Origin of the sequence: Mitsuokella jalaludinii DSM 13811 (assembly GCF_000702905.1) — a bacterium.
Taxonomy (GTDB): Bacteria; Bacillota; Negativicutes; order Selenomonadales; family Selenomonadaceae; genus Mitsuokella; species Mitsuokella jalaludinii.
Window position 1 is genome coordinate 1 of sequence record NZ_JNKR01000022.1, and the last position, 20,654, is coordinate 20,654.

The 20,654-nt window shown below is 58.3% G+C and carries 17 protein-coding genes; 14 read left to right on the top strand and 3 right to left on the bottom strand.

All coding sequences use genetic code 11. The features are described 5' to 3' along the window. The 4 genes from T518_RS11450 to alr form a co-directional block, all read left to right on the top strand. A partial coding sequence (locus T518_RS11450) for an S-layer homology domain-containing protein (RefSeq protein ID WP_051652281.1) occupies nt 1-1,844 on the top strand: 1,844 nt, incomplete at its 5' end. A gap of 211 nt (nt 1,845-2,055) precedes the next feature. Further along, nucleotides 2,056-3,165, top strand: a complete 1,110-nt coding sequence (locus T518_RS09370) for an RNA-guided endonuclease TnpB family protein (protein ID WP_278742594.1) — start codon at nt 2,056-2,058, stop codon at nt 3,163-3,165. A 313-nt stretch (nt 3,166-3,478) separates the two neighbouring features. Continuing rightward, nucleotides 3,479-4,774: an S-layer homology domain-containing protein gene (locus tag T518_RS09375; RefSeq protein ID WP_036378466.1), complete on the top strand. Its 1,296-nt coding sequence runs from the start codon at nt 3,479-3,481 to the stop codon at nt 4,772-4,774. Between the two features lie 148 nt (nt 4,775-4,922). Beyond that, on the top strand, nt 4,923-6,032 hold the full coding sequence (alr, locus tag T518_RS09380) for an alanine racemase (protein WP_036378467.1): 1,110 nt from the start codon (nt 4,923-4,925) through the stop codon (nt 6,030-6,032). Nucleotides 6,033-6,099: 67 nt separating this feature from the next. Here the strand turns inward: alr and T518_RS09385 are convergent, their stop codons facing one another. Continuing rightward, nucleotides 6,100-6,546, bottom strand: coding sequence for a hypothetical protein (locus T518_RS09385; RefSeq protein ID WP_036378468.1), 447 nt, complete (start codon nt 6,544-6,546; stop codon nt 6,100-6,102). A gap of 77 nt (nt 6,547-6,623) precedes the next feature. Beyond that, nucleotides 6,624-6,920: a hypothetical protein gene (locus T518_RS12110; protein ID WP_162177228.1), complete on the bottom strand. Its 297-nt coding sequence runs from the start codon at nt 6,918-6,920 to the stop codon at nt 6,624-6,626. 58 nt (nt 6,921-6,978) lie between these two features. On the opposite strand from T518_RS12110, the gene mreB reads away from it, so the two are divergent. The 6 genes from mreB to T518_RS09415 all read left to right on the top strand — a co-directional run bounded on the left by mreB (nt 6,979) and on the right by T518_RS09415 (nt 16,279). Beyond that, complete coding sequence (gene mreB, locus T518_RS09390) at nt 6,979-8,001, top strand: rod shape-determining protein (protein ID WP_036378469.1); 1,023 nt, start codon at nt 6,979-6,981, stop codon at nt 7,999-8,001. A gap of 77 nt (nt 8,002-8,078) precedes the next feature. Next, complete coding sequence (locus tag T518_RS09395; protein WP_072003594.1) at nt 8,079-9,572, top strand: phosphodiester glycosidase family protein; 1,494 nt, start codon at nt 8,079-8,081, stop codon at nt 9,570-9,572. 141 nt (nt 9,573-9,713) lie between these two features. After that, on the top strand, nt 9,714-11,879 hold the full coding sequence (locus tag T518_RS09400; protein ID WP_036378471.1) for a SpoIVB peptidase S55 domain-containing protein: 2,166 nt from the start codon (nt 9,714-9,716) through the stop codon (nt 11,877-11,879). A gap of 105 nt (nt 11,880-11,984) precedes the next feature. After that, complete coding sequence (murA, locus tag T518_RS09405; protein ID WP_036378472.1) at nt 11,985-13,250, top strand: UDP-N-acetylglucosamine 1-carboxyvinyltransferase; 1,266 nt, start codon at nt 11,985-11,987, stop codon at nt 13,248-13,250. Nucleotides 13,251-13,320: 70 nt separating this feature from the next. Next, nucleotides 13,321-14,403 carry an NADH:flavin oxidoreductase gene (locus tag T518_RS09410; protein ID WP_036378473.1) on the top strand — a complete coding sequence of 361 codons (1,083 nt, stop codon included), beginning with the start codon at nt 13,321-13,323 and terminating at the stop codon, nt 14,401-14,403. Between the two features lie 199 nt (nt 14,404-14,602). Continuing rightward, complete coding sequence (locus T518_RS09415; RefSeq protein WP_036378474.1) at nt 14,603-16,279, top strand: carbon starvation CstA family protein; 1,677 nt, start codon at nt 14,603-14,605, stop codon at nt 16,277-16,279. 104 nt (nt 16,280-16,383) lie between these two features. Here the strand turns inward: T518_RS09415 and T518_RS09420 are convergent, their stop codons facing one another. After that, nucleotides 16,384-17,574 carry an iron-containing alcohol dehydrogenase gene (locus tag T518_RS09420; RefSeq protein WP_036378475.1) on the bottom strand — a complete coding sequence of 397 codons (1,191 nt, stop codon included), beginning with the start codon at nt 17,572-17,574 and terminating at the stop codon, nt 16,384-16,386. A gap of 320 nt (nt 17,575-17,894) precedes the next feature. On the opposite strand from T518_RS09420, the gene T518_RS09425 reads away from it, so the two are divergent. From T518_RS09425 to T518_RS09440, 4 genes are read left to right on the top strand one after another with little or no spacing between them, the layout of a single operon-like run. Beyond that, nucleotides 17,895-18,101, top strand: a complete 207-nt coding sequence (locus tag T518_RS09425; protein WP_036378476.1) for a 4Fe-4S binding protein — start codon at nt 17,895-17,897, stop codon at nt 18,099-18,101. Continuing rightward, complete coding sequence (locus tag T518_RS09430; RefSeq protein WP_036378477.1) at nt 18,098-19,240, top strand: 2-oxoacid:acceptor oxidoreductase subunit alpha; 1,143 nt, start codon at nt 18,098-18,100, stop codon at nt 19,238-19,240. Before T518_RS09425 ends, T518_RS09430 begins: the two co-directional genes overlap by 4 nt. Continuing rightward, nucleotides 19,240-20,061, top strand: a complete 822-nt coding sequence (locus T518_RS09435; RefSeq protein WP_036378478.1) for a 2-oxoacid:ferredoxin oxidoreductase subunit beta — start codon at nt 19,240-19,242, stop codon at nt 20,059-20,061. Before T518_RS09430 ends, T518_RS09435 begins: the two co-directional genes overlap by 1 nt. Further along, entirely contained in the window at nt 20,058-20,591 is a 534-nt protein-coding gene (locus tag T518_RS09440) for a 2-oxoacid:acceptor oxidoreductase family protein (protein WP_036378479.1), read from the top strand. The genes T518_RS09435 and T518_RS09440 overlap by 4 nt, the downstream gene beginning before the upstream one ends. Nucleotides 20,592-20,654 lie beyond the last annotated feature (63 nt).

Genomic DNA, 20,654 nt, shown 5'->3' on the forward strand with positions numbered 1-20,654 from the left:
CAGGTGCAATTACCGAAACCTCTACCGACGCAGTAAACGGTAGCCAACTGCATGCAGTAGCAACCGAAGCAGGTAAACATACCACCTTATCTAACGGCAAAAATACAACAGTGAACCCTGTGACTACTGCTGATGGTCATCTGGAATACAAGGTTGATGTGAACGATGAGCTGAAGGATATCAAATCCATCATCGGCGCAGGTGAAGGCGCAGGCAGCATTAGCTTTGCAGATGGCGGCATTAAGCTTAACAACAAGGTTACCATTAACAAGGATGGCAAGATTACTGGCGTAGCAGCAGGCGTTGAAAAGACCGATGCTGTAAACGTAGGCCAGCTGACGGATTATGTTGCAGCTAACGATACGCATATTAAGAGTGGCAACTATGCAGTTGGCGAAGTAACTGACAGCACTGGCAATAAATCTCAGGGCGTATCTATGGATATTGTTAATAAAGAAGGTAAGGTAACCGGTACTGTAACCATTACCGACGTAGCCAAAGCAAGTGACGTAGGCGAGGTTAATAATATTGACAGCGATATTAAGAACCAAAACGGCAGCCATACTACCGTTGTTGACGCTGTAAACAACCTGAACCAGAAGTTGAACAACAAGGTTGGTGACCTGAACTATGTAGAAGGCGGCAAGGGTAATTATGTTACTAATGGCGAAAACACAACTACTTCTATCGGCAAGCTTGACCAGGCGTTGAAGGACGTAGCAGCAACTGCAGCTAAGCACACTACTGTAACCCAGGGTGATAACATTACTGTAACTCCGGGAACTAATACTGACGGTAGCAAAAACTACAATGTGGCTTTGAAAAAGGATATCACTGTTGAAAGCGTAACCGCCAATACCTTTAAAGCTGACCAAACTGTAATGAACAAAGACGGCCTGAAGGTTGGCAATAAGGTTAGCGTATCTGCAACTGCTGTAACCGCAGGCAAGACCTCCATCAGCGATGAAGGCGTAAAAGTTGGCGGCAAGACCTATATCAGCGATAAAGGCCTGAATGCTAATGACCAAAAGGTTACCAATGTTGCTGCAGGTGAACTCAGCGCAACCTCCAAGGACGCTGTAAATGGTAGCCAGCTCTATGAAACGAACCAGGCGATTGCCAACAACGCAACCAACATTTCGTCACTGAGCCATTCTATCAGCAACCTCGACAACCGTGTCAACAAAGTCGGTGCCGGTGCTGCGGCTTTGGCAGCATTACATCCATTGGATTTTGATCCGGATGCGAAGTGGGACTTTGCGGCAGGCTATGGCAACTACCGCGGCGCCAATGCAGCTGCTGTTGGGGCATACTATCGTCCGAATGAAGACACGATGTTCTCTGTAGGCGGTACCTTTGGTAATGGCGAAAACATGGTTAATGCCGGCGTAAGCTTCAAACTAGGTTCCGGAAGCAGTCATGTATCGACTTCTCGTGTAGCGATGGCGAAGGAAATTAAAGAACTGCGCGGTGAATTGGAAGCTATGAAGTCAGCCATGCTCGATGCCAATGCAGGTAAGAAGATAGATACATCCAAGCTGCAGCTCTTCCCGGATGTACCGCAGAATCACTGGGCTTACGAATACGTAGCACAGCTGGCCGGCAACGGCATGATCGAAGGCTATCCGGATGGCAACTTTGCCGGAGACCGCCCGATGACGCGGTATGAATTTGCAGCTATCTTGTATCGTGCCATGACAAAAGGCGCTGTCTTGTCCGACAAGATCCTCAGCGAATTCTCGCATGAATTAGAATACTTCACTGTCGATACGATAGCAAAAGACAAAGCAGGCAATCCGACGATTCAGCGTGTTCGCATAGTCAAAGAAAACAAAAATAAATAAGCTCAACGAACCATTAAATAACGGATAGGAAAAAGAACGATGCAAAGAGAAAAATTTTCTCGATGCATCGTTCTTTTTTTGTTGGTTGCTTGTTGCCTGATTCTAATCTTTGATACATATGATATAATACCAGGAGAAATACGAATTAACATGGAAGTGTAAGTGATGAGGTATTCTATAGATTTACTTGTTCAAGGCAGGTGAGATTATAGTGAATAAGGCATACCGATACAGACTCTATCCAACAACTGAACAAAAAATTATGTTTGCCAAGACTTTCGGCTGTGTCCGATTCATCTATAATAAAATGTTGAGTGACCGCCTTGACTATTACAAGGAAACAGGCAAAAAGCTACATAACACGCCTGCGCAGTACAAGGAAGAATTCCCTTGGCTGAAAGAAGTGGATAGTTTAGCCCTTGCCAATGCCCAAATGAACCTGAATAAGGCCTATAATAACTTTTGGAATGATAGCAAGCATTTCGGCAAGCCGCGCTTCAAGTCCAAGAAGAATCGTCGTGCTTCGTATTCCACGAACAACCAGAAAGGCTCTGTCCGAATCGGGGGCCATAAGGTGAAACTGCCGAAAGTCGGTTGGGTGAAATTATGCCAACATCGTCCCTTGCCGGAGAACAGTATCATAAAGACCGTGACCATCAGCAAGACGCCATCCGGAAAGTACTATATCAGTATGCTGGTGGAGTATGAAAACCAAATACTCCCTGTCATACCGAAGACCTTCCTGGGCCTGGATTTTGCGATGCACAGCTTGTATGTGGCTTCCGATGAGGATGAGGCTAAGTATCCCGATTTCCTGCGAAAGGCAGAGAAGAGACTGGCTAAGGCACAGCGGAAGCTATCCCAAAAGCAGAAAGAAAGTCATAACAGAGAAAAACAAAGGCTGCGTGTAGCTATTCTCCATGAGAAAGTGGCCAATCAACGCCGGGATTTCCTGCATAAGAAGGCTCGCTACCTCGCAGACCGCTATGATGTCATTGGCATTGAGGATATCAGCGTCAAAGCGATGGCAAAGCGGAAAAAGGGTGGCAAGTTCAGCTTTGGCAAATCCGTAGCTGACAATGGCTGGAATATGTTCACGAACATGTTGGAATATAAATTGGCTTGGCAAGGCAAAAAGCTTATCAAGATAGACAAGTGGTATCCAAGCAGCCAACTGTGCCATGTTTGCGGATATCAGAACCACGAAACCAAGGACTTATCTGTAAGGGAATGGGATTGCCCTAAATGTGGCAGTCACCATAATCGCGATAAGAACGCTGCCATAAATATCCGAGAAGAAGCCAGGCGGATATCTGCCTGACGTAATCCATAAAATACCGTGGGTCGCACGGGAATCTACGCCTGTGGAGAGATTGTAAGCCGCCGCAACTCTTTGGAGTCCGTGGCGCTGTTCTCGTTGAAGCAGGAAGCTCCCGCCTCTATAGGCGGGAGTACGTTCACTGGCATATCTCTCAGCAGTATCTAATTTGACGAAAAAATTTATATCTGCTATAATAATCTTGTCCGAAGGGAAATCGAAGGAAGAGACTGAGGAAACATGGACACTCATGAGGAATCCTCCGATAGAACTAGGACGTAACGTTTCATTCTATTTTTTGAAGGAGGAGTTCTTTATGAAAAAGACTCTCGTATCCGCTCTGACGACGGCTCTCGTTGTTGGCGCTGCTAGCACGACGTTTGCTGCTGCAAACCCGTTCTCCGATGTACCGGCTGACCATTGGGCTTACGACGCTGTATCCCAGCTCGCAGCTGATGGCGTCATCGAAGGCTATGGCGACACGACGTTCCGTGGCAACCAGAACATCACGCGTTATGAGATGGCTCAGATGATCGCAAAGGCTATGGCAAAGACGGATGTCTCCGCTGCTGATAAGGCCCTGATCGACAAACTCGCTGCTGAGTTCTCCGATGAGCTCAACAACCTCGGCGTCCGCGTAAGCAACCTCGAGCGCAACGCTGACATGGTTAAGTGGAACGGCAAGGCTGAGTACACGTACTACAGCCATCGCGACAAGGATGCAAACACGAAGACGAACGATGATCAGCTCCTGTTCCGCCTCGAGCCGAGCGCTGAAGTCAACAGCCATTGGCATGTAAATGCACGTCTCGATGCTTCAACGGATCTTGCAAAGGACCGCGACGATGTCCACAGTGAGCATGGTAAGGACAGCTATCAGGATACAGATGTTACGCTCAAGCGCGTTTGGGCTCAGGGCAACTACGACAACTTCCAGGTCAAACTCGGTAAGTTCGCTCAGATTGATAGCGACAGCATCTTTGATACCTCGTTCTCCGGCGCTGAAGTCCAGTTCGGCAACAAGGTAACGTTCACGGCTGGTGCTGGCCGCCAGAACATGGACAACGACAGTGACTTCACGCAGAAGTTCAAAGTTGGCGAGAAGACGGCTAACTACCAGTACGCTGGCCTCGGCTATGGCGATGGCAAGTTCGTCGGCGGTGTTGACTACCATCATCTGAATTCTGATACCTTCCAGTATCGCGTTGATACGAAGGCTGAGAAGTATCAGAACGAAGATAATGCCAATATCTGGCTCGCAAAGGCTGCTTATCGCTTCGATAAGACGAATGCCCTGAACGGCTTCTATGCCAACAACACGTCGGCTGATGACTTCGACAAGGCTTGGAGCGCTCAGTACAGCTACAAGGGTGCTGAGGCTGAGAACAAGGGCACTTGGGGTGCTTGGGCAGCTTACCGCTACCTCGGCCAGAACACGGATCTGTTCTCCACGTTCGATGTAATCCTCGCTGGTCAGAAGGGCTGGGAAGTCGGCACGAACTACGCTCCGTTCAAGAACGTTGTTGCAACGCTGCGCTATGGCAACGGTAAGGATCTCCTTACGGACAATAAGATCGAGAACCTCTTCGGCCGTATCGAGATGTTCTTCTAATCCTTCGATTAGCAGATTTTCATCGCAATCAAAAGACCTCCGTTTCGGCGGAGGCCTTTTTTGTTGCCGACATCCATGCTTGACTTTTCGATGGCGTGTAGTAAACTGAAAAGAGAATCTGACTCGGTACGAGAAAAGGGGATATTTCATGCCAAACCGTGCAGCCTGGGCGGAGATCGATCTTCGCGCCCTGAGACATAATTACGAAGAAATCAAGAAGAACATTCGCGGCGGGGCGAAGCTCTGTGCGGTCGTCAAGGCAGACGCCTACGGCCACGGTGCTCTGGCTGTCGCGCGCGTCGCGGTGGAGGCGGGGGCCTCGTATCTCGCGGTGGCGACGCTCGGCGAGGCTATCGAGCTGCGCGAGGCGGGCTTCACGACGCCGATCCTGCTCCTCGGCCTTGTGCTGCCGGACGAGGCGCGCGACATCGTCGACTACGATGTCACGCAGGTCGTCTGTGAGCTGCCGCTCGCAGAGGCCATCTCGCGCGAGGCCGTGCGCCAGCACAAGGTGGCAAAGGTGCACCTCAAGGTCGAGACAGGCATGGGCCGCATCGGCATCCGCCCTGAGGAGATCGGCGCCCTGGCCGCGGCGGTCAAGCAGCTGCCGAACATCGAGATCGAGGGCATGTTCTCCCACTTTGCGATGGCGGACAGCAAGGACAAGACGTACACGAAGGGGCAGCTCGTGAAGTTTGAGCAGGCCTTGAAGGCGGTCGAGGAGGCTGGCGTGACGCTGAAGATCCGCCATATCGCGGAGTCGGCGGCCATCCTCGAGATCCCGGAAGCCCACTACGACATGGTGCGCGCCGGCGTCATCCAGTACGGCATGTGGCCGTCGGACGAGGTCACGCATCCGATTGACATCCGCCCGGTCATGAAGGTCTGCGCCAAGGTCGTCTTTACGAAGAACCTGCATCCGGGCGAGAGCATTGGCTACGGCCGCCAGTTCATCGCCGCGCGCGAGAGCCGCATCGCGACACTGCCAATCGGCTATGCCGACGGCTACATTCGCGCTTACGGCAACGGCGGCTACGTCTCGTTCGGCGGACGCAAGGCGCCGATTGCGGGCCGCGTCTGCATGGACCAGGTCATGGTCGATGTCACGGATCTGCCGGACGTCAAGGAGGGCGACACGGCCGTGCTTTTCGGCGATGAGACGGTCACGGCCGACACGGCGGCCAAGTGGCTCAACACCATCAACTACGAGGTCACCTGCCTGATCTCGCCGCGCGTGCCGCGCGTCTATAAAGGCTGATTGATTGCATAAAAAGAGCATCCCACTGCGGGGATGCTCTTTTTATGTCATGTATGCAGCCGATGGCTTACTCGACCTGGCCCTTCCAGTAGGCGAGGTCGGCGTCATTGAGCGGCAGGTCGATCGTCTGGCCGTCCTTGTAGCTGTAGCGGAAGCGGACGGTCGTGGCCTTCTTGATGTCGTCGAGCGTGGTGGCCGGCAGGAAGACGGAAATCTCGTTCTCTTTCTGGAAGGAGCCAGCGTCCTTTTGCTTGACGGAGGCGATCAGCGGCCACTCCTTGGAGTCGGTCACGAGCGTGACCTTGGAGTCGGCCTTGGCGCCGTCGTAGCGCGTATCCCAGACGGTGAAGTGGGCGCTCGTCGCCGAGCCGTCAGAGCCGCGCAGGCCCGTGAACTCGATGCGCGCATAGGCCGAGAGACTGTCGGCCGTGCGCGTGTCGTGCGCGTGGAAGTAGAGCAGCGTGCCGAGAAAGGCCGCGACGATGATGAGCAGGATGGCGATTGCTTTTTTCATGGATAAATCTCCTTTTGTTCTTGAGTTTTCACTGCAAAAAAGCGATGGCCTCGGCCATCGCTTCTATTTCTTCGGATCTACCTGTGCGAGCTGGAAGTCAGCAATCTTATCGTATCATCCTGTTTCGTCCTTGTCAATGCGTCTTTTTTAGAAGCAAAAGAGAAATTCTTCACCAAATTACCGTAAGTTATCGTAAATAACATGAAATTTTGCAAATTGGTGCTGTGCCTGCCGCAAATGGTCATGTTTCTGTCTTTTTCGCCTGTTTCCCCCATTGTAAAAGCGCGCGAATTATTATATAGTATATCAATAGAAAAGAGGCATCGACTGGCGCGGCGGCTGTTTTCCCGCTGCTTTTCAGCCAGTTCTGCCATAATCTTTTCAGAAGGTATGATATCATTCTTTTATCGGTTGGAAGGGGATTTCAATAAAATGTTTGGTATGTCAATGGATATCGGCATCGACCTTGGCACAGCCAACGTGCTGGTCTATGTGAAGGGCAAGGGCATCGTGCTGCGCGAGCCGTCTGTCGTCGCGGTGGACAAGGACACGAACCGTGTGCTGGCCATCGGCGAGGAGGCGCGCCGCATGATCGGCCGCACGCCGGGCAACATCGTCGCCATCCGCCCGCTGCGCGAGGGCGTCATCGCGGACTACGACATCACGGAGAGCATGCTGCGCCACTTCATCGAGAAGGTTGTCGGCCGCAGTTTCGTCTTCCGCCCGCGCATCATGATCTGCATCCCGTCGGGCTGCACGATGGTCGAGCAGCGCGCGGTGCAGGAAGCTGCTGAGCAGGCCGGCGCGCGCCACACGCAGCTCATCGAGGAGCCGCTCGCGGCAGCGCTCGGCGCCGGTCTCGACATCGTGGAGCCGTGCGGCTCGATGATCGTCGACATCGGCGGCGGCACGACGGACATCGCGGTCATCAGCCTCGGCGGCATCGTCAACAGCGAGTCGCTGCGCATCGCCGGCGACAAGTTCGACTCGGACATCATCGCCTATGTCAAGCGCGCGTTCAACCTCATGATCGGCGAGCGCACGGCGGAGGACATCAAGTTCAAGGTCGGCGCTGCGTATCCTGAGGCGCGCGATGAGACGCTCGACATCCGCGGCCGCGATCTCCTGACGGGCCTGCCGAAGACGGTGCAGATCACGACGAAGCAGGTGGCAGAGGCCATCGGCGCTTCTGTCTCGCGCATCGTCGAGTGCGTCAAGAAGGTCCTCGAGGAGACGCCGCCGGAGCTCTCGGCGGACATCATGGACCGCGGCATCATCCTGACGGGCGGCGGCGCGCTGCTCTTCGGCCTCGACGAGCTCATCCGCCGCGAGACGGATATCCCGACGGCACTTGCGGATGACCCGCTCTCCTGCGTCGCACTCGGCTGCGGCAAGGCGCTCGACACGTTCTCGAAGTTCGACGGCAAGGCCATGAACCTCAAGATCGGGAAATAAAGGCTGTGCTTTCCTTCCCCGCATCTGCGCATCTGCGCCGTGCGAGGAAGGTTTTTTATATGGGAAGGGGTACTATGATGAACAGGATTCTTCGGCGCGCGGCTGTGTTTGCGGCTGCGGCGCTGTTTCTGGGGCAGAGCTTCGCGATGGCGGCGGGGCTGACCTCGATGCGCTTCCACAGCGGCAGCGAGCACGACCGCGTGGTCTACGAATTCACGGATTTGCCGGCCTACACGACTGCCGTCTCGGCTGACGGCCGCACGCTGACGCTTGACCTCGCCGACACTTCGTACAAGGGCTTTGCGGCCGTGCCGGCCAAGGGCAGCCGCATCGAGTCGATTGCCTACAATAAAAAGGGCAAGCACCTCATCGTGACGATGAAGCTCAAGGCGGGACTCACGTATCAGGTCCGCACGCTCAAGAACCCGACGCGGCTCTTTGTCGATGTCGTGCCGGATACGGCGGTGAGCATGCCTTCGCGCAAGCCTGCTTCGAGTAAGACGACCACCAGCAAGCCATCTTTGGGCAAGCCTGCTTCGGGCAATGCCTCTGGCATGCCGGGGGCCATCGACGGCGACTACGTACAGGAGATCGCGCCGGGCCTTACGGAACACACGTATGTATACTGGGACGACTACGGCAAGATCTCGGCTTGGCTCTTAGAGGCGGACCCCGCGCGCTACCGCCTCGTGCCGGCCCTGGCCAAGGGCAGGATACCGGGGCGTGAAGCGGTCAGCGGCATCGTCGCGAGAGCTGGCGGCATCGCGGGCATCAATGCCTCGTACTTCGCACCGGCAGGCGACATCCTCGGCGTCACGCAGATGAACGGCCAGACGGTCGGCACGACGTACTACACGCGTTCGGCCTTCGGCCTGCGAAAAGACGGCACGCCTGTCTTCGGCAAGATCTCGTATGACGGCATGGTCACGATGGGCGGCGTCAGCGTCAGCGTGGCTGGTGTCGACTGCGAGCGCGGCGCGGACAGTCTCGTCATCTACAATCGCGCTTATGGCGCTTCGACGGGTACGAATGAGTACGGCCGCGAGTACATCGTGCGCGGCGGTCGCGTCACAGACATCCGCCAGAACGATTCGCCGATTCCCGCGGACGGCGTCGTCCTCTCGGTGCACGGCACGGTGGCTGATGAGCTCGCCGGCGTGCAGGTCGGCGACCCCGTATCCATCGAGGAGAATCTCGGCGGCGGCTGGCAGGGGATGGACTTCATCATCGGCTGCGGCCCGCGCCTCGTCGCGAACGGCCGCGTCAATGTGACGGTCGATGAGGAGGACTTCCCGGCTGACATCCGCATCGGCCGCGCGCCGCGCAGCGCTGTCGGCATCACGAAGGACGGTCGCTATCTCTTGGCTGTCGTCGACGGCCGCCAGTCGCACAGCGTCGGCCTGACGCTGACGGACTGGGCGCGGCTGCTCGTGAAGTTCGGCGCGCAGGATGCGCTGAACCTCGACGGCGGCGGCTCGTCCGACCTCGTCGTGAATGGCGAGGTCCAGAACTCTCCGTCGGACGGCCAGGAGCGCCTCGTCGGCGACGCCCTGGTCCTCGTCGCGAAGTGAGACATTGGCAGCAGCTCACATTTCGCAATCGGGAATGCACAGGGCTGGACGAGTATGCTATAATGGAAACTAACAGTATTTTTCCCATTTTATTTGATTCTTGATTTTGCGTTTACGAGGTGAGTACGTTTGCATAGATTCATGAAGAAGGTCATCGCGACGGGCATCGCTGCGATGTGCTTCGCAACGGCTGCTGTGCCAGCCCACGCGATGGACCCGATCTTGCCGTTCCGGGATGTCAAGGGGGGCATGACGGGCACGGCCTATACCGTAGTGGACAGCTCGGGCGAGATCCGCAGCTTCGATGTGGACATCGTGGGCAATATGGACAATGGCAAGGGGTCGTCCCGCATGATCATGGCACGCGCACGCGGCCCCGTGATTGAGCAGGCGGGCGGCATCCTGCAGGGCATGAGCGGCAGCCCCGTCTACGTCAACGGCCGCCTCGTCGGCGCCGTGGCGGCCGGCATCAAGGAGATGACGCCATACACGTTCTTCATCACGCCGATCGAGGACATGATGAAGCTCTGGACGATGCCGGACACGAAGAACAAGACGCGCCTCAAGACGGTCAACATGCACAAGGTCGTCGAGGAGCGCAAGAAGCAGGCGGCTAAGGAGAAGGAAGAGGAGAACAAGAAGGCCGAGACAAGCGGCAATGCCATCCTCAACCGCATCATGGACGTCATCCACGAGGCTGAGGACACGTCCAAGGAGACGAAGGCCAAGCAGGAAGCAGCCGAGAAGGAAACGGCTGAGAAAGCCAAGTCTGCTGCTGTAGAGACGGCGGATCAAGCGGCCGCCAAGGATGCGGCCAAAGCCGAGGAGGCAGCGGATGCACCTGCCGAGGAGGCCGCGACTGCTGAAGATAAGGCAGCAGTTGACGAGGCGGCCAAAGCGTCCACTCCGGTCAAGGACGCCGCGGCCGCGAAAACGGCTGCGGCAGCTGAGGATAAGGCTCAGGCTAAGGATGAGAAAGCCCTGACGAAGCAGCCCAAGGCCGTCATGTACCTCTCGGGCTTCAGCCAGCCGGGCATCGACTTCCTGCAGAAGAATGTGCCGGTCGGTCGTGATGTGACCTTCATGCCGATGGGCGTCCGCACGGAAGGCGAGGGCAATACGCTCTACAACGCGAGCCTCAAGCCGGGCAGTGCCGTCGGCGTCGCCATCGTCTACGGCGATTTCGCCGTCGGCGCGACGGGCACGGTCACGGCTGTGGACGGCAAGAAGATCCTCGGCTTCGGCCATCCGTTCCTGCATCGCGGCAACGTCAACTACTTCATGACGGACGCGACGGTCGTCGGCACGATCAGCGGCCAGAGCAATGGCATGAAGATCGCGAATATCGGCAACATCATCGGCCGCATCAGCCAGGACCGCGAGACGGGCATCGCGGGCACGATCGGCGACTTCCCGACAGTCGTGCCGGTCAAGGTCCGCATTAAGGATACGACGCTCGGCCGCACGGATGATTACGGTGCGCGCATCGCCTATGACGAGGACTTCCTGCCGGAGCTCTCGGGCGGCATCGCCTATGCGGCGATGACGAAGACGTCGGACACGCTGGCCGGCAGCACGGCCAATGTCCACTTCACCATCCGCACGAATGCGGCAGAAGGCGGCAAGTTCGAGCGCAGCAACATGTTCTACAACACGGCCGACGTCGGCCAGATCGCGGTCGGCGAGCTCATGCAGGCCATGAGCATCGTCTGCTCGAATACGGAACAGGAGTCGGACATCGTCGACGTCCAGGTCGATGTGCAGATGGAGAACGGCCGCAAGACGGCGACGCTCCTCTCGGCTGTGCCCGACAAGACAACGGTCAAGCCGGGCGATCTCGTCAAGTTCACGACGACGATCAAGCCGTACCGCCGCGATAAGGAGACGCTGCTCATCCCGTACCGCGTGCCCGTGACGGCACATGAGGGGCCGCTGACGCTCGACATCCGCGGCGGCGGTGTCGCGCCGATCGCGCAGCTCAAGCTCCTGCAGCAGACGGGCCTCGACCTCATCGCGCAGGAAGACAAGACTGCGACGACGAAGGACAAGCTCCAGGGCCTCAAGCGCACGGGCCGCAATAACGAGATCATCATCGCGCCTGGCGCACAGGCCCAGGTGATGACGCCAGCGCAGCAGCGCAAGGCCGCACGCGAGGCGGCCAAGGCGGCCCGCGAGGCCGCGCAGCAGCGCAAGTTCTCGTTCTCGCTGAACCAGCCGAAGCACGAGAACACGGGTGAGACGAAATTCACGACGAACTATATCATCGACAATGTCATCCATAGCACCCTGCAGGTCGAGAGAAAGTGACCGCCCCCTATTGTCAGCAGGTGAATATGATGATACACTGGAAAATGATGCTTTAAGCACAGCGGGCGAAGTGGCTGTGCTGCTATAGGAGGAAAAAGGACTTAAATGGAAAAGTTGGTTATACATGGCGGACGCCGGCTGGAGGGCCGCGTCAAGATCAGCGGGGCGAAGAATGCGGTACTGCCGATTATCGCGGCAACTCTTCTCGGACAGGATTCGCCGAGCCTTCTCGACGAAGTGCCGGCGCTTGAAGATGTGCATACGATCACAGAGGTACTGCAGAAACTCGGCGTCAAGGCAGAGTTCCGCAAGGAGACGCATCAGCTGTTTGTCGACAGCACGGTCATCGGCAGCTGCGAGGCGCCGTACGATCTCGTGCGCAAGATGCGCGCCTCCTTCCTGATCATGGGACCGCTGCTCGCTCGCTGCGGACAGGCCAAGATTTCCCTGCCGGGCGGCTGTGCCATCGGCACGCGTCCCATCGACCTCCACCTCAAGGGCTTCGAGGCTCTCGGCGCAGAGATCCGCGTCGGCCACGGCTTCATCGAGGCAGCTGCTCCGGAAGGCCTCAAGGGCGCGAAGATCTACCTCGACTTCCCGAGCGTCGGCGCGACGGAGAATATCATCATGGCGGCTTCCATGGCCGAGGGGCAGACGGTCCTCGAGAATCCGGCCCAGGAGCCGGAGATCGTGGATCTCGCAAATTACCTCAACGTCATGGGCGCGAAGATCCGCGGCGCCGGCACGAATGTCATCAAGATCGACGGTGTGCCGAAGCTCACGGGCCGCGACTACACGATCATCCCGGACCGCATCGAGGCGGGCACCTACATGGTGGCTGCTGCGATGACGCGCGGCGATGTCTACATCGAGAACGCAATCAGCGAGCACCTCAAGCCGGTCATTGCCAAGCTCAAGGAAGCCGGCGTGACGATCGAGGAGGATGTCAACGGCATCCGCGTGACGTGCGACCGCCGCACGAAGTCGGTCGACATCAAGACGATGCCGTATCCGGGCTTCCCGACGGACATGCAGGCCCAGTTCATGGCGATGATGGCCATCTCGGAGGGCACGGGCGTCGTCACGGAGACGGTCTTCGAGAATCGCTTCATGCACGTTGACGAGCTCAAGCGCATGGGCGCGAAGATCAAGATCGACGGCCGCACCTCGATCGTCGAGGGCGTGGAGAAGCTCTATGGCTGCCAGGTCAAGGCAACGGACCTGCGCGCCGGCGCAGCGATGGTCCTCGCGGGCCTCGTCGCGGAGGGTGAGACGCAGGTCGGCTACATCCACCACATCGACCGCGGCTACGACAATCTCGTCGAGAAGCTCGTCGGCCTCGGCGCGGACATCTGCCGCGTCGACCAGTAATCAAACAAGCAAGAGGCTGTTGACAAACGACAGCCCTTTTCTTTTATCTTGGATTCATAGGAGAGTTATCATGAGCATCATCGAAACGCCGCTGCAGCTGCAGCACCTTGCCCTGAAGAACCGGATCATCCGCTCGGCCGTGCACAGTTTCCTCGCAGGGGAAGACGGCTACATGACGGCGGCCGAATACAACATGTATGAGGTACTGGCGAAGAACGGCATCGGCACGATCATCACGGGCCACTGCTGCGTAGACCCGCTGGGCCGCGCCAATCCAGAACAGGTCAACATCTACGAGGACTGCTTTACGGACCAGTTCCGCAAGGCTGTCGCGATTGCCCATGCGCACGATGTGCGCTTCATCCCGCAGATCAACCACGCTGGCCCGCGTGCCATCGACAACGAGGACCTCGTCGACGTCGTCGCGCGCCCGCTCAAGAAGGGCCGCCATGCGCGCGCGCTGACGGTGGGGGAGATCCACCACATCGAGCAGTGCTTCATTGAAGCGGCAAAGCGCCTGCAGCAATCTGGCTGCGACGGCGTCCAGCTCCATGCGGCCCACTCGTACCTGCTCTCGCGCTTCCTCGACCCGACGTTCAACCAGCGCGAGGACGCATACGGCGGTACCATCGAGAACCGCTTCCGCATGACGGAGGAGATCATCCGCGGCATCCAAGAGGCCTGTGGTGAGGACTTCCCGGTGCTGCTCAAGGTCAATGTCGACACGAAGGCGGAGGATGCCGAGGGCTATCACCGCGACATGGTCTGGCTGCTGCAGCGCGCGAAGGCACTCGGCGTCGAGCTCGTCGAGTTCTCGGGCGTTGACTTCATCAATCAGCCGAAGACGGCGACGCTCTACTACCTGCCGCAGATCAAGCGCCTGCACGAAGAGGTGCCCGACATGCCGCTGAGCCTCGTCGGCGGCGTGCGCTCGCTCGCGGACATGGAGACGGTCATCGAGGCGGGCATCGCGTGCGTCTCGCTCGGCCGCGCTTTGATTGCCGAGCCGGATTTCGTCACGAAGGAGCTTTCTGGCGGCGAGAAGTCCATCTGCCTCTCGTGCAGCCGTTGCTTCGTGCTGCCGCACATGCACCCCGGCATCCGCTGCGTCTGGGTCTGGAAGAAGGAACGCGCAAAAATGAAAACACTCTGAAAATTACTTCTTTCCTTTACAAGTTGACAACTATATAATCGAGTGCTAAGATACAAACTATCCATTAAGTGTTTATCGCAACGATGCGAATGACCTTGTCGACGGCATGTATCTTGCCTGAAGACAAACGGGTCCCGTTCGCGAACATTGCGAACGGGATTTATTGTATGCTTTATTTGGGTAGGAAAGAGGGATTCATATGACAGGATTAATGCTTGTCGGTATCGCACTCGTCTGGTTCGCGTGTGCGTACTTATTCTATGGGCGCTGGCTCGCGAAGACTTGGGGCATCGACCCGAAGGCTCCGACGCCGGCTGTCCGCAAGAACGATGGCCAGGATTACTCCCCGGCCTCGCGCTTCACGGTCTTTGCACATCAGTTCTCGTCCATCACGGGCGCAGGCCCTGTGACCGGCCCAATCATCGCAGCGATGTTCGGCTGGCTGCCGGCCTTCCTCTGGATCCTGATCGGCGGCGCGTTCTTCGGCGCAGTCCAGGATTTCACGGCGCTCTACGCATCGGTCAAGAATGAAGGCAAGTCGATGGGCCTGCTGATTGAGCAGTACGTCGGCCGCACGGGACGCCGCCTGTTCCTGCTGTTCAGCTGGCTCTTCACGCTGCTCGTCATCGCAGCCTTTGCCGATATCATCGCGAAGACGTTCAACGGCTTTGGTGCCAATGGCACGCTCAACACGCCGGGCGCACAGGCCGCTACGATTTCCATGCTCTACATCGTCGTCGCTATGGGCTTCGGCATCTTCATCAGCAAGGTCAAGCCGTCCGGCGTCCTGAAGTTCATCGTTGCCGTCGTGCTCGTCATCGCGATGTTCGCGGTCGGCATGCAATTCCCGCTCTACTTCGATGTGCCGACTTGGCGCTACATCGTCTTCGGCTACTGCTTCATCGCAGCTGTCCTGCCGATGTGGCTGCTCATGGAGCCGCGCGATTACCTGAGCTCCTTCCTGCTGCTCGGCATGGTCGCCGGCGGCGTCATCGGTGTCATCGCCGCCAACCCGTCGGTCAATATGCCGGCTTTTGTCGGTTTTGAAGTCAGCGGCAAGCCGCTGTTCCCGATCCTCTTCATCACAATCGCCTGCGGCGCGGTCTCCGGTTTCCACAGCCTCGTATCTTCCGGCACGTCTTCGAAGGCCATCGCCAATGAGAAGGATATGCTGCCAGTAGGCTATGGCGCGATGCTCTGCGAGTGCATGCTCGGCGTCGTCGCGCTGGCCATTGCCTGCGCTGCTGCCTCGAATGGTGTCATGGCACAGGGCACGCCGTTCCAGATCTTTGCCGCCGGCATCAGCACGTTCTTCACGAACATCTTCGGCCTGCCGGCCGGCTTCTCCGCCTGCTTCATCACGATGTGCGTATCGGCACTCGGCATGACGACGATTGACTCCGTCGCCCGCATCGGCCGCATGTCCTTCCAGGAGATGATCAAGCCGAGCGATGGCGTCGAGGCAAGCGGTGCGCAGAAGTTCTTCATGGACAAGTACGTCTCCACGATCCTCACGCTCATCTTCGCCTATGGCCTCTGCCTCGCTGGCTACATGAATATCTGGCCGCTGTTCGGCGCAGCCAACCAGCTGCTCTCCGCACTCGTCCTGATTTCGCTCGCCGTCTTCCTCAAGATGACGAACCGCAAGGGCTGGATGCTCTACGTGCCGATGGTCTTCATGTTCATCGTCACGATGACGGCGCTCGTCATGAGCGTTTACGGCGGCATCATGAAGCTCATGGCCGGCAAGTTCCTCATCGGCGTCGACGGCCTGCAGCTCGTGCTCGCCATCGCGTTGATGACGCTCGCGTGCCTCGTCGTCAAGCACTGCGGCAAGGAACTCCTCGACAAAGGTCAGGCTGCTCTTGGCAAATGATCGCGTTCGTTTGAACTGACTGTAATTCGATAATCCTGAGTCATAGAAAGCCCCGGTCCCGGATGATTTTCATCCAGGGCCGGGGCTTTTTGCATGTGCGCTTCTTATCTGTTGGCAAGCTTGTAGATGGCGAGGACATCCTTGCGATTGAGCGGGTGGAAGGTACCGAGCTTCTTCGTGTCGCCGGCCGTGGCGAGGTCGGCGAGGCTGTAGAGCTCGCTGTCGTTGAGCTTGGTGCCGAGGAGTTCCGGCAGGCTCACGGGCATGCCGAGACTCTTGAAGTAGGCGACCATCTTCTCGATGCCCTGGCGGGCGCGCTCTTCCTCTGTGCCCGCGCTTGCCTCGATGCCGAAGATGTGCTCGGCGAACTGCGCAAAGCGGGCCGTGTCATCCTGGTAGACGTACTGGGCCCAGGAGCCCCAGAGCGATGTCAGCGAGGCGCCGTGCGTCGCGTCGAAGCGGGCGCTGAGCTCGTGGCCGAGTTTGTGGACGGAGAAGTCCTTGCCGCGGCCGAGCTCCGTGAAGTTGGAGTGGGAGACGCTGCCGCACCACATGATCTCGCTCATGGCATCGTAGTCCTCGCGGTCCTTGACGGCTGCCTTTGAGGCGTCCATGACGGTCTTGATGAGGTCTTCCGCCACGCGGTCGGTGAAGACGTTGGCTTCCTTGACCTTGGTGAAGTAGCGCTCGAGCGTGTGCATGATGATGTCGGAGACGCCGCAGACGAGCTGCTTCTCGGGGACGGTGAAGGTCAGCTCTGGGTTCATGAAGGCGAGGACCGGGCGGTTGAGCGGCGTGTTCAGGCCGACCTTGCGCATCGTGTCCTCGTTCGTCAGAACGGCGGAGTCGCTCGTCTCACTGCCAGCCGCTGCGAGCGTCAGCACAGAGCCGACGGGCGTCGTCTTCTCGAGCTTGGCGCGGCCACTCCAGAAATCCCAGATATCCGTGCCCGGGTTGGCCACGCCGTGCGCGATGGCCTTGGCCGAGTCGATGACGCTGCCGCCGCCGACAGCGAGGATGAAGTTCGCCCTGAAGGCGAGCGCCTCGCGGATGCCCTCGCGCACGAGCGCGACGCGCGGATTCGGCTGGACGCCGCCGAGGACCTGGAAGGCCAGGCCGCCTGACGTCAGCTGGCACTCGATGCGCGAGAGCAGGCCGCTCCTGACGACGCTGCCGCCGCCGTAGACGATGTAGACGCGGCTCGCGCCGTACGCGCGCAGCTTCTCGGCCACGCGGTCCTCGGCATGGCGTCCGAAGATGATTTCGGTCGGCATCTTGAATTCAAAACTCTGCATAAGAAAACCCCCTGTATATGTCTTGCATGGATTGTGCTCATGTGTACCTCTATTATTGGCGACGGGTAGAGGAAAATCCTGCCGCCCGCCGAAAAGAAGGGGAAATGTCTCCTGGCGGCGAACTATCCAATAGAGGATGTGATAGGAGAGGAATTTGTACTCGGTTCTATGCACATTTGTCTTGTATACAACCATAAATTTACAATAAAGCTGGATTTTTAGGCAATTATCTGCTATGATGTAAAAGTATATGGCGAAAGAAACATAGTTACCATGCATTATTCACATATGAAGCTGTGATATCTTCAGGAGGGAATACCATGAAGTCAGAGATCACCATCAAGACGGTGCGCTGCAAGGGCTGCGGCATCTGTGCGGCGTTCTGCCCCAAGTCCGTGCTGGCGGTCAGCGAGCTCGGCAAGATACAGGTCGTCAACAAGGAGGCGTGCATCGGCTGCGGCCAGTGTGAGCTGCGCTGCCCCGATTATGCGATTTTTGTGGATAGAGTCAAGGAGGCAGCACAATGAGCAAAGCGAGATTGATGCAGGGCAATGAGGCCTGCGCAGAAGGTGCAATCGCAGCTGGCGTCAACTTCTTCGCCGGCTACCCGATCACGCCGTCCACGGAGATCGCGGAGACGATGGCGCGCCTGCTGCCGAAGCATGGCGGCAAGTTCGTTCAGATGGAAGATGAGATCGCGAGCATGGGCGCCATCCTCGGCGCGTCGCTGGCGGGCAGCAAGGTCATGGATGCGACGAGCGGCCCGGGCTTTTCCCTCAAGCAAGAGCTCATCGGCTACGCTGCCTGCGCGGAGATTCCGTGCGTGCTCGTCGATGTGCAGCGCGTCGGCCCGTCGACGGGCCAGCCGACCTCGCCGTCGCAGGGTGATGTCATGCAGGCGCGCTGGGGCACGCACGGCGACCATCCTATCATCGCGCTCGCGCCGTGGAGCGTGCGCGAGACGTACGATGCGACGGTCATGGCCGTCAATTACGCGGAGCGCTTCCGCACGCCTGTCATCCTGCTCATGGACGAGGTCATCGGCCATCTGCGCGAGAAGGTCGAGCTGCCGGAGCATGTAGAGGTCTATCCGCGCCGCAAGCCGAAGAAGTCGCGTGCGGAGGGCTATGAGCCGTTTGCGCCGGACGAGGATCTCGTGCCGAATGTTGCAGACTTCGGCCAGGGCTACCGCATCCACGTGACGGGCCTGATTCACGATGATACGGGCTTCCCGTCCGGCAGCCCGGAGGTCACGGAGGCGTCCATCCGCCGCCTGCACGAGAAGATCGCGCGCGCCGGTGAGGAGATCATCCACACGGAATCGTACTTCATGGATGATGCCGAGTACGCCGTCGTCTCGTTCGGCGGCTCGGCGCGCACGGCCTATGAGGCGGTGCGCATGGAGCGCGAGAAGGGCCGCAAGGTCGGCATGCTGCGCCTCATGACCATCTGGCCGTTTGCCGACAAGGCCATCGAGGCGCTCTCGGCCAAGGTCAAGGGCATTCTTGTGGCAGAGCTCAACTACGGGCAGATTGTCCACGAGGTGCGCCGCGCTGCGCACAGTGACTGCAAGGTCACGCTCTGCGGCAAGTACGACATGAAATCATTTGAACCGGCGGACATCACCTCCGCCATCGAGAATATGATTGCAGGAGGTAATGCGTGATGGAACGGAGTTTTGAACAATATTTCCGCCAGAATCATCTGCCGCATCTCTGGTGTCCCGGCTGTGGCAACGGCATCGCGATGAAGGCCATCGTCCAGGCCGTCGAGAAGAAGGGCTGGTCGCAGGACAACACGGTCATCGTCTCTGGCATCGGCTGCTCGTCGCGCGCCTCGGGCTACATGGACTTTGACACATTGCACACAGCGCACGGCCGCGCCATCCCGTTCGCGACGGGCATCAAGCTCGCCAATCCGGACCTCAACGTCATCGTCATCACGGGCGACGGCGACTGCACGGCCATTGGCGGCAATCACTTCATCCACGGCTGCCGCCGCAATGTGGACCTCACGGTCATCATGTTCAACAACAACATCTACGGCATGACGGGCGGCCAGGCTTCGCCGACGACGCCTGTCGGCGCCAAGGCGACGACGGCTCCGTACGGCTCGGTCGACCGCACCTTCGATGCCTGCAAGCTCGCGGAGGCGGCCGGTGCGACGTATGTCGCGCGCTCGACGGCCTTCCACGTCCAGCACATGACGAACATGATCGCCGATGGCCTTGACAACAAGGGCTTCTCGTTCATTGAGGCGATGGTCCAGTGCCCGACGGCCTTCGGCCGCAAGAACCGCATGGGCAGCCCGGCTGACATGCTCAAGTGGATGCGCGACCACGCTGTCATGAAGGCGGCCTGGGACAAGCTGTCAGAGGAGAAGCGCGAGGACAAGTTCCCGATTGGCTGCCTCTACAGCTCGCAGGCCATCGACTACGATGCCGCATACGATCAGGTCATCGAACGCGCAGGGGGTGCTGACAAATGAGGAAACAGCTTAGATTATCCGGTTCGGGCGGACAGGGCGTCATCACGGCGGCCATCATCCTCGCGGCTGCGGCAGTCGACGAGGGCAAGGAAGCCGTCCAGTCGCAGTCATACGGACCGGAGGCGCGCGGCGGCGCGTCGAAATCCGAGGTCATCATCGACGATGCGCCCATCTACCATCCGCACGTACTCGTGCCGGACCTCGTGCTGGCCATGACGCAGAAAGCGGCCGACAAGTACTGGAAGGACCTCAATCCCGCGGGGCTCCTGGTCCTCGATGAGCAGCTCGTCCCGAATGTGCCCGACTTCCCGCACGTCGTGCGCATCCCCATCACGAAGCTTGCCATCGAGAAAGTCGGCAAGCCGCTCTTTGCAAACATCGTCGCCCTCGGCGCCCTCGTGCGCCTCACCGGCATCGTCTCCTTCGACGCCATCAAGAAAGCCGTCGCCAACCGCGTCCCGCCGCACACCGTCGAGGCCAACATGAAAGCCCTCGAACTCGGCTGGGAAGCCGCAGCTGCCAAGGCTTGACCTTGATATCGCTTATCATAGAAAAAGGCCAGGACCTCTTTTGGGGTCCTGGCCTTTTTGCTG